The sequence below is a fragment of the Pseudomonas hydrolytica genome, from assembly GCF_021495345.1.
GTDB classification, from domain to species: Bacteria; Pseudomonadota; Gammaproteobacteria; order Pseudomonadales; family Pseudomonadaceae; genus Aquipseudomonas; species Aquipseudomonas hydrolytica.
In genome coordinates, this window is sequence record NZ_CP099397.1 from 43,048 (window position 1) to 55,549 (window position 12,502).

12 protein-coding genes are annotated in these 12,502 nt (G+C 65.4%); 7 read left to right on the forward strand and 5 right to left on the reverse strand.

What is annotated here, in order from left to right; translation table 11 throughout:
- Positions 1-69: 69 nt before the first annotated feature.
- A complete protein-coding gene (gene glyS / locus L1F06_RS00170; RefSeq protein WP_129484049.1) occupies positions 70-2,124 on the reverse strand; it encodes a glycine--tRNA ligase subunit beta in 2,055 nt (684 codons plus the stop codon).
- Positions 2,121-3,068, reverse strand: coding sequence for a glycine--tRNA ligase subunit alpha (gene glyQ, locus L1F06_RS00175; protein ID WP_003241960.1), 948 nt, complete (start codon positions 3,066-3,068; stop codon positions 2,121-2,123). Before glyQ ends, glyS begins: the two co-directional genes overlap by 4 nt.
- A 247-nt stretch (positions 3,069-3,315) precedes the next feature.
- Between glyQ and L1F06_RS00180 the strand changes: the two genes are divergently transcribed.
- The 5 genes from L1F06_RS00180 to L1F06_RS00200 all read left to right on the forward strand — a co-directional run bounded on the left by L1F06_RS00180 (position 3,316) and on the right by L1F06_RS00200 (position 6,799).
- The gene (locus tag L1F06_RS00180) at positions 3,316-3,882 is read left to right on the forward strand and encodes a DNA-3-methyladenine glycosylase I (RefSeq protein WP_011920372.1); all 567 of its coding nucleotides are present in this window, start codon (positions 3,316-3,318) and stop codon (positions 3,880-3,882) included.
- A gap of 60 nt (positions 3,883-3,942) precedes the next feature.
- On the forward strand, positions 3,943-4,863 hold the full coding sequence (locus L1F06_RS00185) for a lysophospholipid acyltransferase (protein WP_230090088.1): 921 nt from the start codon (positions 3,943-3,945) through the stop codon (positions 4,861-4,863).
- A 116-nt stretch (positions 4,864-4,979) separates the two neighbouring features.
- Entirely contained in the window at positions 4,980-5,246 is a 267-nt protein-coding gene (locus tag L1F06_RS00190) for a PilZ domain-containing protein (RefSeq protein WP_129483188.1), read from the forward strand.
- Positions 5,247-5,605: 359 nt separating this feature from the next.
- Entirely contained in the window at positions 5,606-6,004 is a 399-nt protein-coding gene (locus L1F06_RS00195) for a C40 family peptidase (RefSeq protein WP_252576712.1), read from the forward strand.
- Positions 6,005-6,148: 144 nt separating this feature from the next.
- Positions 6,149-6,799: a 7-cyano-7-deazaguanine/7-aminomethyl-7-deazaguanine transporter gene (locus L1F06_RS00200; protein ID WP_129483189.1), complete on the forward strand. Its 651-nt coding sequence runs from the start codon at positions 6,149-6,151 to the stop codon at positions 6,797-6,799.
- 15 nt (positions 6,800-6,814) lie between these two features.
- Here the strand turns inward: L1F06_RS00200 and L1F06_RS00205 are convergent, their stop codons facing one another.
- Positions 6,815-7,558 carry an SDR family oxidoreductase gene (locus L1F06_RS00205; RefSeq protein ID WP_096825013.1) on the reverse strand — a complete coding sequence of 248 codons (744 nt, stop codon included), beginning with the start codon at positions 7,556-7,558 and terminating at the stop codon, positions 6,815-6,817.
- Positions 7,559-7,761: 203 nt separating this feature from the next.
- On the opposite strand from L1F06_RS00205, the gene L1F06_RS00210 reads away from it, so the two are divergent.
- Complete coding sequence (locus tag L1F06_RS00210; protein ID WP_096825011.1) at positions 7,762-9,204, forward strand: SulP family inorganic anion transporter; 1,443 nt, start codon at positions 7,762-7,764, stop codon at positions 9,202-9,204.
- A 196-nt stretch (positions 9,205-9,400) separates the two neighbouring features.
- Positions 9,401-10,210: a hypothetical protein gene (locus tag L1F06_RS00215; protein WP_252576713.1), complete on the forward strand. Its 810-nt coding sequence runs from the start codon at positions 9,401-9,403 to the stop codon at positions 10,208-10,210.
- A gap of 81 nt (positions 10,211-10,291) precedes the next feature.
- On the opposite strand, the gene trpA is transcribed toward L1F06_RS00215, so the two are convergent.
- Together trpA and trpB are read right to left on the reverse strand one after the other, a co-directional pair.
- Positions 10,292-11,101 carry a tryptophan synthase subunit alpha gene (gene trpA, locus L1F06_RS00220; protein WP_129483191.1) on the reverse strand — a complete coding sequence of 270 codons (810 nt, stop codon included), beginning with the start codon at positions 11,099-11,101 and terminating at the stop codon, positions 10,292-10,294.
- Positions 11,098-12,312: a tryptophan synthase subunit beta gene (trpB, locus tag L1F06_RS00225; protein ID WP_129483192.1), complete on the reverse strand. Its 1,215-nt coding sequence runs from the start codon at positions 12,310-12,312 to the stop codon at positions 11,098-11,100. The genes trpA and trpB overlap by 4 nt, the downstream gene beginning before the upstream one ends.
- Between the last annotated feature and the right edge of the window lie 190 nt (positions 12,313-12,502).

Genomic DNA, 12,502 nt, shown 5'->3' on the forward strand with positions numbered 1-12,502 from the left:
GCAGCCACGCCAGAAGCAGAAATGGAAACCGACGCTGGCCGCGACAACTGCCGCGGCCAGCGCCTGGCGTCAGCCCAGTACCGAGATATCCGCCACGCCGAGGAACAGCCCGCGCAGACGGGCCAGCAGGGCGTAACGGTTGGCGCGCACGCGTGCATCCTCGGCGTTGACCAGCACCGCCTCGAAGAAGGCGTCCACCGGCTCGCGCAGGCTGGCCAGCTTGGCCAGGGCCTCGTTGTACTGGCGGGCGGCGGCCAGCGGCTGTACGGCCTGGTCGGCCTGCTGGATGGCGGCGTGCAGGGCGAACTCGCTGGGGTTGTCGAAGTAGTGCGCCTCGACCTGGGCGGCGACGCCACCTTCGGCCTTGCTCAGCAGGTTCGACACGCGCTTGTTGGCAGCGGCCAGGGCCTCGGCCTGCGGCAGCTTGCGGAAGGCCTGCACGGCCTGCACGCGCTGGTCGAAGTCCAGCGGCGAGGTCGGGTTGACCGCGCGCACCGCCTGATACACGGCTATTTCGATACCCTCGTCTTCGTAGCGTGCACGCAGGCGGTCGAAGATGAACTCCAGCACCTGGGCAGCCAGGCCGTCGCTCTTGACCTTGCCGGCGTACTGGGCGACGGCGAAGTCGACCGCGGCGGCCAGGTCCAGATCCAGGCCCTTCTCGATCAGGATGCGCAGCACGCCGAGGGCGGCGCGACGCAGGGCGTAGGGGTCCTTCGAGCCGGTCGGCAGCATGCCGATGCCGAAGATGCCGACCAGGGTGTCGAGCTTGTCGGCCACGGCCACGGCGGCACCGGTCAGAGTGCTCGGCAGTTCGGCGCCGGCACCGCGCGGCATGTACTGCTCGTTCAGGGCCAGGGCGACGTCCTGCGGCTCACCGTCGTTGAGCGCGTAGTAGTAGCCGGCGATGCCCTGCATCTCGGGAAATTCGCCGACCATCTCGGTGGCCAGGTCGCACTTGGACAGCAGGCCGGCACGGGCGGCGCGCGCCTCGTCGCCGCCGACTTCGCGGGCGATGAAACCGGCCAGCGCCGATACCCGCTGGGCCTTGTCGAACACCGAGCCGAGCTGGGCCTGGAACACCACGTTGGCCAGGCGCTGGTTGAAGCCTTCGAGCTTCTGCTTCTTGTCCTGCTTGAAGAAGAACTCGGCGTCGGTCAGGCGCGGACGCACGACTTTCTCGTTGCCCGAGACGATCTGCGCCGGGTCCTTGCTTTCGATGTTTGCCACGGTGATAAAGCGCGGCAGCAGCTTGCCGCCCGCATCGAGCAGGCAGAAGTACTTCTGGTTGTCCTGCATGGTGCTGATCAGCGCCTCCTGCGGCACTTCGAGGAAGCGTTCCTCGAACGAGCAGACCAGCGGCACCGGCCATTCCACCAGGGCGGTGACTTCGTCCAGCAGCGCCGGCGGCACGATGGCCGTGCCCTGCTCGGCGGCGGCCAGCTCGTCGACGCGGCGGCTGATGATCTCGCGGCGCTCGGCGAAGTCGGCCAGCACATAGGCGCTGCGCAGGTCTTCGGCATAGCTGGCCGGGCTGCTGATGCGCACCTCGCGGTTGGCGTGGAAGCGGTGGCCGCGGGAGACGCGACCGGCCTTCTGCGCGAGGATCTCGCAGTCGACCACGGCGTCGCCGAACAGCATCACCAGCCACTGGGTCGGACGCACGAACTCGTCGCGACGGGCGGCCCAGCGCATGCGCTTGGGAATCGGCAGGTCGTTCAGCGAGTCCTGCACGATGGTCGGCAGCAGGTTCACTGCCGGCTGGCCGGGGATGTGCTGGGCGAAACGCAGTTTCGCGCCGCTGCGGTCGATCTCGGCGATGTCCACGCCGCACTTGCGGGCAAAGCCCAGGGCGGCCTGGGTCGGGTTGCCGTCGGCGTCGAAGGCAGCCTGGATAGGCGGACCGTCGAGGTTCATGCTGCGGTCGGCCTGCTGTTCTTCCAGCTGTTCCACCAGCACGGCCAGGCGACGCGGCGCGGCGTATACGCGGCTGGCGGCGTAGTTCAGGCCGGCGGCCTTGAGGCCTTTCTCGATACCGGCGAGGAAAGCGTCACCGAGGCTCTTCAGGGCTTTCGGTGGCAGCTCTTCGGTGCCCAGTTCGACCAGGAAATCTTTCGCACTCATGCTTGCGCCTCCAGCTTGGCCAGTACTTCGTCACGCAGTTCGGGGGTGGCCATGGGGAAGCCGAGCTTGGCGCGCGCCTGCAGGTAGCTCTGCGCTACCGCACGGGCCAGGGTGCGCACGCGCAGGATGTACTGCTGGCGCGCGGTCACCGAAATGGCGCGGCGGGCGTCGAGCAGGTTGAAGGTGTGCGAGGCCTTGAGCACCATTTCGTAGGTCGGTAGCGGCAGCTCCAGCTCGATCAGGCGGTTGGCTTCGCTCTCGTAGAAATCGAACAGCTCGAACAGCTTCTCGACGTTGGCGTGCTCGAAGTTGTAGGTGGACTGCTCCACCTCGTTCTGGTGGAACACGTCGCCGTAGGTCACGGTGCCGAACGGGCCGTCGGTCCAGATCAGGTCGTAGACCGAGTCGACGCCCTGCAGGTACATGGCCAGGCGCTCCAGGCCATAGGTGATCTCGCCGGTGACCGGGTAGCACTCGATGCCACCGACCTGCTGGAAGTAGGTGAACTGGGTGACTTCCATGCCGTTGAGCCAGATTTCCCAGCCCAGGCCCCAGGCGCCGAGTGTGGGCGATTCCCAGTTGTCCTCGACGAAGCGGATGTCGTGCACTTCCGGGTCGAGGCCGATGGCCTTCAGCGAACCCAGGTACAGCTCCTGGAAGTTCTCCGGGTTGGGCTTCAAGACCACCTGGAACTGGTAATAGTGCTGCAGGCGGTTGGGGTTTTCGCCGTAGCGGCCGTCGGTCGGGCGGCGGGACGGCTGCACGTAGGCGGCGTTCCAGGTCTCGGGGCCGACGGCGCGCAGGAAGGTGGCGGTGTGGAAGGTGCCGGCGCCCACTTCCATGTCGTAGGGTTGCAGCACCACGCAGCCCTGCTCGGCCCAGTAGTTCTGCAGGGCCAGGATCAGGTCCTGGAAGGTGCGCACGGCAGGCTTGTTCTGGCTCACGAAAAAATCACCTGTGGAGGCTTGCGAGGGAAAGCCGGGGAGTATATCGAAACTCGACGCAGGCCGCAGGGTGCGGCTGGTACAGAGCGTGGCCGAGGGCGCAGCGAATCCATTGGCGATGGCTTGGCAAACCATTCGCCCGGCATCGCGAAGAGATTCGCCTACAGGGAATGTTGCCATTCCAATAGCTGTATTTATATCCAGTCCTGGTTATAGTCTTCGCTTCATCCCGACCGAGGCCCCGACCATGCCCCGCTGCTTCTGGTGTACCGACGATCCGCTGTACCAGGCCTACCACGACGAGGAATGGGGCGTGCCGCAGCGCGATGCGCGCCAGCTGTTCGAGATGCTGCTGCTCGAAGGCGCCCAGGCCGGGCTGTCGTGGATCACCGTGCTGAAGAAGCGCGAGCGCTACCGCCAGGTGCTGCATGGCTTCGACCCCGAACGCCTGGCGCGTTTGAGCGACGAGGAAATCGAGGCGCTGATGCAGGAGCCCGGCATCATCCGCAACCGCCTCAAGCTCAAGGCCGTGCGGCAGAACGCCCAGGCCTGGCTGAAGCTGGAGGATCCGGTGAGCTGGCTCTGGTCCTTCGTCGGCGGCGCGCCGAAGATCAACCATTTCAGCGACCGCAGCCAGATGCTGGCAGTGACGCCCGAGGCCGAGGCGATGAGCAAGGCGTTGCGCAAGGCCGGCTTCAACTTCGTCGGCCCGACCATCTGCTATGCCTTCATGCAGGCCACGGGCATGGTGATGGACCACACCACCGACTGCGACCGTTACCCCGAGTTGAGCGGTTCGGCGGCGACTGCCTGAAGGCTGCGGCAGGGGCCATAGATCGCATCCGGGCTATGTGATCTGACCATGGCAGGTACAATGCCGGCTTTTCATGCAACCCTGGAGTCATTCGTGGAAGCATTCAAAGGCCGGCTGGTGGTCGGCTTTCTCCGTCTGTTCGCCCTGCTGCCCTGGCGCGCCGTGCAAGCGGTGGGCAATGCCATCGGCTGGCTGATGTGGAAGTTGCCCAACGGCTCGCGCGACGTGGTGCGCATCAACCTGAGCAAGTGCTTTCCCGAGCTGAACCAGGCCGAACTGGATCGTCTGGTCGGGCAGAGCCTCAAGGACATCGGCAAGACCCTGACCGAAAGTGCCTGCGCCTGGATCTGGCCGGCGCAGAAATCGCTCAAGCTGATCCGTGAAGTGGAAGGCCTGGAGGTGCTGCAGCAGGCGCTGGCCTCGGGCAAGGGCGTGGTGGGCATCACCAGCCACCTGGGCAACTGGGAAGTGCTCAACCACTTCTACTGCAACCAGTGTAAACCGATCATTTTCTACCGTCCGCCCAAGCTCAAGGCCGTCGACGAGCTGCTGCAGCAGCAGCGCGTGCAGATGGGCAACCGCGTGGCGCCCTCGACCAAGGAAGGCATCCTCAGCGTCATCAAGGAAGTGCGCAAGGGCGGCGCCGTGGGCATTCCGGCCGATCCGGAGCCGAGCCGTTCCGCCGGCGTTTTCGTGCCCTTTCTCGGCACCACTGCGCTGACCAGCAAGTTTGTCCCGGGCATGCTCAGCGGCGGCAAGGCGGTGGGTGTATTCCTGCATGCGCTGCGCCTGCCCGATGGCAGCGGCTACAAGGTGATCCTCGAGGCGGCGCCCGAAGGCATGTACAGCGAGAACGTGGAAGAAGGCGTGGCGGCGATGAGCGAAGTGGTGTCGCGCTACGTACGCAACTACCCGAGCCAGTACATGTGGAGCATGAAGCGCTTCAAGAAGCGTCCGGACGGCGAGGCCAAGTGGTACTGACCGCGGGACGAGATCGACAAGGCGCCTTGATGGCGCCTTTTTTCCGCCACCCGCTGGGCCTTGGCCCGGGAATGCGCTATTAAAGGCAGCACCGCCTTTCCACTCCTGGAGTTCTCATGTCGAACCAGCGTCACCAGGTACGAACCCCGATGAAGTGCCGGATCAAGATCAGCCACCCGAGTTTCGGCGAGCTGGTGGCACAGACCCGCGACCTGTCCGATAGCGGTGTCTATGTGAAGCACCCCGACATGACGAGCCTGACCGTCGGTGCCGAAGTGACCGGCCAGGTGCAGGACCTGCCGTTCCCCGCTCCGGTGTTGAAGATGGAGGTGGTGCGTGTGGACACCGAGGGGGCCGGTCTGCGCTTTCTCGACGAGGTCTGAAGCGCTGCAACGCAGCGGCCCTGCGGTGGCCTCCCTCGCACTCCATTCTTCCCCTCTGCTCGCTGTACCTGCGCCCGGGCGGACCTGTCCGTTGGTCGCCTGCTGGCGAAGCCAAGTGAACCCAGCGCCTGTTTCGGCAGTCCGTCCCGGGGACGGGCCGGATGCCCCTCCTTCGATGTAACGCCTTGCCTCGGGATGGCTTCCGGGTAGCGGCCAACGACCAGGGTCAGCGGGTTTTGAACAAGTTCTGCAAGTCACTTTGTCTGGGCGGTGCCCTTTTGTTCGGCATGTGCGCCGAGGCGTCCGCCACATTCCGTATTCACACCTCCCCCAGTGCTTCGGCTGTACAGGGCGCACCGGTGAGCCGGGCGGAGCCGGCGCGCGAGGTGGTCAAGCGCGCCCTTGGTGCGGTCGGCATTCCCTATCGCTGGGGCGGCGCCAGCCCGAAGCAGGGCTTCGACTGCAGCGGTCTGGTGCAGTATGCCTTCAAGCCGTTGGAGGATCTCGACCTGCCGCGCACCTCACGAGCCCTGGCCCGCCTCGATGCACCGTCGATTGGCCGTCACGAGCTGCAGGCTGGCGACCTGCTGTTTTTCCGTCTACGCAGCAGCTCGGTGGATCACGTGGCCATTTATCTGGGTGAAGGTCGCTTCATTCATGCCCCGCGCCGCGGCAGCAACGTACGCATCGATCGTCTCGATGACGGTTACTGGCAACGTCATTTTCAGCTGGCCAAACGTGTCGTTCCCGAGGTGTGAACGATGAAGCGGACGAGCGTAGCCGGGTGACTCCGACAAAACCTATCCCGCGGGTCAACAATGCGCTAGAATGCGCGCCGCTCGTGGCCATGCCGGCTGCGGCAGTGGGTTCCCTCACCCCACTTCATGAAAAAGGACATCGACATGACCCTGATTCCTGCGTCGGTCAGTCGGCCCGTGCTGGCCGGCCTGATCGCCTTCCATATCCTCATCATCATCGCCAGCAACTACCTGGTGCAGCTGCCGATCACCCTGTTCGGCTGGCATACCACCTGGGGTGCGTTCAGCTTCCCGTTCATCTTCCTGGCTACCGACCTCACCGTGCGTCTGATCGGCAAGCATGCCGCGCGGGTGGTGATCGCCCGGGTGATGCTGCCGGCGCTGCTCGCCTCCTACGTGGTGTCGGTGCTGTTCCATGAAGGGGCCTTCGGCGGCCTGGCGGCGCTGGGCGATTTCAACCTGTTCGTCTTCCGTATCGCCGTGGCCAGCTTCCTGGCCTACGCCTTCGGCCAGTTGCTCGATATCCAGGTGTTCGACCGCCTGCGCCAGATGCGCCAGTGGTGGATCGCGCCGACGGCCTCGACCATCTTCGGCAACCTGCTCGATACCTTCCTGTTCTTCTCGGTGGCCTTCTGGCGCAGCGACGATCCGTTCATGGCGGCCAACTGGGTGGAGATCGCCACGGTGGACTACGTGATCAAGCTGGCCATCAGCCTGATGCTCTTCGTACCGCTGTACGGCATGCTGCTCAGCGCCATCGTCCGCGCCCTGCCCCAGCGCCCGGCCACGGCCTGAGCCGAGCGCACGTACTCAACGCCCGCCGGCAATATCGATCAGCGCACCGGTGGTGTAGCTGGCCTTGTCATCGAGCAGCCAGACGATGGCCTCGGCAACCTCCTCCGCGCGGCCGGCGCGGCCCAGCGGGGTGGCCTTGCCGAGGCGCTCGGCGCGATCTGGCTGGCCGCCGCTGGCGTGGATCTCGGTGTCGATCAGCCCCGGCCGCACGGCGTTGACCCGTACGCCCTCGCCGCCCAGCTCCTTGGCCAGGCCGCGGGTCAGCACGTCCATGGCGCCCTTGGCGCCGGCGTAGTCGACATATTCGAACGGCGCGCCCAGGCTGGCGGCCACCGAAGACACCAGCACCATCGAGCCACCCTCGCCGCCCCGGCTGCGCGCCATGCGCCGGGCGCCTTCGCGCGCGGTCAGGTAGCTGCCCAGCACGTTGACGTCGAACATGCGCCGCAGGCGCTCGCCGCTCATCTCCAGTAGCGGCAGGGGCGGCGCGACGATGCCGGCATTGACCACCAGACCGTGCAGCGGGCCGAGCCTGTCCATGGCCTCGAACAGGCGCTGCACCTCTTGCTCATTGGCCACGTCGCCAGGCAGGGCGACGGCTGAGCCGCCCATGGCTTCAATCTGCGCCACCACCTCATCGGCGGCGGCGCGGTCGCTGCGATAGTTCACCCCGACCGTCCAGCCACCGGCGGCGGCCAGCAGGGCCGTGGCGCGGCCGATGCCGCGGCTGGCACCGGTGATCAGCAGGTTCTTGCTCATGGGGAGGTCTCCTGTTCGTTGTGGTCATCATGCGTAGGGTGGACGACGCGTCACCCGTCCACCACCTGACGAGTCCAATGGTGGACAAAAAAGCGTTGTCCACCCTACGGCAGGGGCTCGTCAGTAACCAGTGGGCAGGACGGGTGGCCGCTAGCGGACTCGGGGGTTACCATGCGCGCCCTTCTAGCGACCCGCACCTGCTCATGAAACCTGCAAGCTTGCGCGCCGACCTGCTGGCCGGCCTGACCTCGTCCTTCGCTTTGGTGCCCGAGTGCATCGCATTCGCCCTGGTGGCCCAGGTCAACCCGCTGATGGGGCTGTACGGCGCTTTCATCATCTGCACCCTCACCGCGCTGTTCGGCGGCCGGCCGGGCATGATCTCAGGCGCAGCCGGCTCGATGGCGGTGGTGATCGTCGCCCTGGTGGTGCAGCACGGTGTGCAGTACCTGCTGGCCACGGTGCTGCTCGGCGGCCTGATCATGCTGGCGTTCGGCCTGTTGCGTCTGGGCAAGCTGATCCGCATGGTGCCACATCCGGTGATGCTGGGCTTCGTCAACGGCCTGGCCATCATCATTGCCCTGGCCCAGCTCGAGCATTTCCAGCACGACGGCCACTGGCTGCAGGGCAAGGCGCTGTACCTGATGCTCGGTCTGGTGGCGCTGACCATGGTCATCGTCTACCTGCTGCCACGCCTGACCCGTGCGGTGCCGCCGGCCCTGGTAGCGATCCTCGGCATCGGCGCGCTGGTCTACCTGCTGGAGCTGCCGACCCACACCCTTGGCGATATGGCGCAGATCGCCGGCGGGCTGCCGAGCCTGATGCTGCCGGACATTCCCTGGAACCTGGAAACCCTCGCCATCATCGCTCCCTATGCGGTGCTGATGGCCCTGGTCGGCCTGCTGGAAACCCTGCTGACGCTGAACCTCACCGACGAGATCACCGCCACCCGTGGCCATCCGGATCGCGAATGCGTAGCGCTCGGTGCGGCCAACATGGTGTCCGGCGCGTTTGGCGGTATGGGCGGCTGCGCGATGATCGGCCAGACCGTGATCAACCTCAGCTCGGGCGGGCGTGGTCGGGTCTCCGGCGTTGTCGCCGGGGTGATGATCCTGCTCTTCGTGCTGTTCCTCTCGCCGCTGATCGAACGCATCCCCCTGGCAGCACTGGTGGGTGTGATGTTCGTGGTGGCGCAGCAGACCTTTGCCTGGGGTTCGCTGCGCGTGGCCGGCAAGGTGCCGGCCAACGACGTGCTGGTGATAGTCGCCGTGACCGCCATCACCGTGGCCACCGACCTGGCCACCGCCGTGCTCTGCGGCATCGTCATCGCCGCGCTCAACTTCGCCTGGCAGCATGCCCGCGAACTCTATGCCGACAGCGATATGCAGGCCGACGGCAGCAAGCTGTACCGCGTGCATGGCACACTGTTCTTCGCCTCCTGCACCACCTTCCTGGCGCAGTTCGAGCCGGCCGACGACCCGCGGCAGGTGACCCTGGACTGCCGCCACCTGAGCTTCGTCGACTACTCGGCCATCGCCGCGCTGAAGACCCTGCGCGAGCGCTACGAACGCGCCGGCAAGCACCTGCGCGTGGTGCACCTGTCCGAGCGTTGCAAGCAGTTGCTCAAGCGGGCTGGGGCTGGCGAGTAGGACCTTCTGTGCAGTGTCACGCTTTGGCTGGCACGTATGAAAAAGAACGGGTGCCATCGCTGTTTTCTGCGAACTCCACGAGCGCGCTGGCGCGGATGAACAGGCAAAATTCGCCGGCTTCGCCAACCGCTCTCGGGCCAATCCGAAGCGCCGGAGTGTCATATATAGGGAGATATCCGTGAAAAGACTTTTGTTCGTGTCGCTGGCCGGCCTGCTGCTCGGCGCTTGCTCCAATCAGGCCGTGCAGCAGGAGCAGGCACCCTCTGCGGCCGAGAACGACCAACGGCTGGTCGGCATCTGGGCGATGCTGCCGCTGCGTAACGGTATTGCCAACGTTGCCGAATACCGCGCCGACGGCAAGGTTCTGCTGCACTCCTTCAACTGCGCCGAGCCTGACAAGCGCGGTATCGAAGAGTCGGACTACCGTTTCAGCGAGAACGGCCGGACCATTCATGTCTCCTCGCCTCAGCGCGCCTTCGACCTTCAAGTGCTGGACCTTCAGCCGAACAGCATGAAGCTCGGTATGCAGGTGGCGGGCTTCGAGCTGAATTTTTCCTACCTCAAGCGCAACGAGGTCGCGCCGCTGTGCGCGCTCTACGTCGAACCGCAGGTCGATGAAAGTAAGCAGTCAGCGTTCAAGGCAAGCGACTTCGTCGCGGCTCCGTACATACCGGCACACGCCGATATCGAGCGCTACATGGGGCGTTGGGTAAACGAAAAGGAAGAGTTGCAATTCGAGGTGATCAAAGATTCATCCGGTCGTGCCAAGCTGCATCACGCCAGTGACAAGAACTGGCATTACCTCTTCAATGACATGAACTGGCAGGGCGACGAGCTGCATTACCAGAGCTTTGCCTACTCGGATCAACCGAGGCTGTTCAGTCATCCGTTCCACAAATCCCAACATCGCTCGATCCTGTCGCCACAGGCTGAAGCGGGCAAGATTCGCTACAGCTTTTTCATCGGCCAGAAACGCTTCGATTACATTCTGATGCGCGAGCAGTGATGGCTTGGCGCAGCCGCTGCGCCAACGAAAAACCGCTGCCCTGTCGCCAGGTGCAGCGGTTTCTCTTGCCGCGGTGGGCGATCAGCGGCGCGCGCTGCGTACCCCTTCGGCCAGTTCGCGACACAGGCCGAGCACGCCGTCGATGGCCTGCTGCGGGCTTTTCGCCTCGGCGATCTTGTCGATCAGCGCCGAGCCGACCACCGCGCCCTCGGCGCGCTTGGCCACTTCGGCGGCGTGCTCCGGGGTGCGGATGCCGAAGCCGATGCAAACGGGCAGGTCGGTGTGGCGACGCAGGCGCGCCACGGCTTGCTCGACATGATCCAGGGTCGCCGCACCGGCGCCGGTGACACCGGCCACCGACACGTAGTAGACGAATCCGGAGCTGCCGGCCAGCACGGTGGGCAGGCGGTCGTCGTCGGTGGTCGGGGTGGTCAGGCGGATGAAGTCCAGACCTGCGCTCTGCGCCGGTTCGCACAGCTCGTCGTTGTGCTCTGGCGGCAGGTCGACCACGATCAGGCCATCGACGCCGGCCTCTTTGGCGTCGCTGATGAAGCGCTCGACGCCGTAGACGAAGATCGGGTTGTAGTAGCCCATCAGCACCAGCGGCGTGCTCTGGTTGCCGGCGCGGAATTCGCGAACCATCTGCAGCGTCTGATGCATGCCCTGCTTGCCGGCCAGCGCGCGGATGTTGGCGAGCTGGATGGCCGGGCCGTCGGCCATCGGGTCGGTGAAGGGCATGCCCAGCTCGATCACGTCGGCGCCGGCCTCCGGCAGGCCCTTGAGAATGCTCAGTGAGGTGGCGTAGTCGGGATCACCGGCGGTGACGAAGGTCACCAGCGCGGCGCGGTTTTCCGCTTTCAGTTCGGCGAAACGGTTCTGCAGGCGGCTCATGCGTGTTTCTCCTGGTTGTCCTGCATGTGGTGCATCACGGTCTGCATGTCCTTGTCGCCACGACCGGACAGGTTGATCACCATCAGGTGATCCCTGGGCAGCTTCGGCGCACGTTTGAAGGCTTCGGCCAGCGCATGAGCGCTTTCCAGGGCCGGGATGATGCCTTCCAGGCGGCAGCAGTGGTGGAAGGCGTCGAGGGCTTCGTCATCGCTGATCGGCACGTATTCGACGCGCTTGATCTCGTGCAACCAGGCGTGTTCCGGGCCGACGCCGGGGTAGTCGAGGCCGGCGGAAATCGAGTGGGCATCGGTGATCTGGCCGTCGTCGTCCTGCAGCAGGAAGGTGCGGTTGCCGTGCAGCACGCCCGGCGCGCCGCCGGCCATGCTCGCCGCATGCTTGCCGGTGTCGATGCCATGGCCGGCCGCCTCGACGCCGACGATCTGCACGCCTTCATCATCGAGGAAGGGGTGGAACAGGCCGATGGCGTTGGAGCCGCCGCCGATGCAGGCCACCAGCGAGTCGGGCAGGCGGCCTTCCTTCGCCAGGATCTGCTCGCGCACTTCGTTGCCGATCACCGACTGGAAGTCGCGCACCATGGCCGGGTACGGGTGCGGGCCGGCGGCGGTGCCGATCAGGTAGAAGGTGTTGTGGACGTTGGTCACCCAGTCGCGCAGGGCCTCGTTCATGGCGTCCTTGAGGGTGCCGGTGCCGGCGGTGACCGGAATTACCTCGGCGCCGAGCAGCTTCATGCGAAAGACGTTGGCCTGCTGGCGGTCGATGTCGGTGGTGCCCATGTACACCACGCACTGCATGCCGAAGCGCGCGGCCACGGTGGCGGTGGCCACGCCGTGCATGCCGGCGCCGGTCTCGGCGATGATGCGCTGCTTGCCCATGCGCTTGGCCAGGAGGATCTGGCCGATGCAGTTGTTGATCTTGTGCGCGCCGGTGTGGTTCAGGTCTTCGCGCTTGAGGTAGATCTTCGCCCCGCCGAAGTGCTCGCTCAGGCGCTCGGCGAAATACAGCGGGCTGGCGCGACCGATGTAGTCGCGCTGGAAGTAGGCCAGCTCTTCGAGGAAGGCCGGATCGCTCTTGGCCTTCTCGTATTCGGCGGCCAGCGAGTTGATCAGCGGCATCAGGGTTTCGGCGACGAACTGACCGCCGAAGCGGCCGAACAGGCCACGAGCGTCGGGGCCGGTGCGAAATGAGGTCATGGCGTGCTCCTTGTCGACAGCCAATGGCTGGCAGGGCGAGTGAGAGATGGGCCCATTCTAGCCCCATGAGACGCGGCGAAAAGCGATTTGATTGAGCTTATTGGTCAGTAAAACTCACGAATCGAAAGGCGCGCCGGTGTGATGCGCCACACGCGGTCGACTACTGGGCAGAACTTGGCGCTGCCCAATC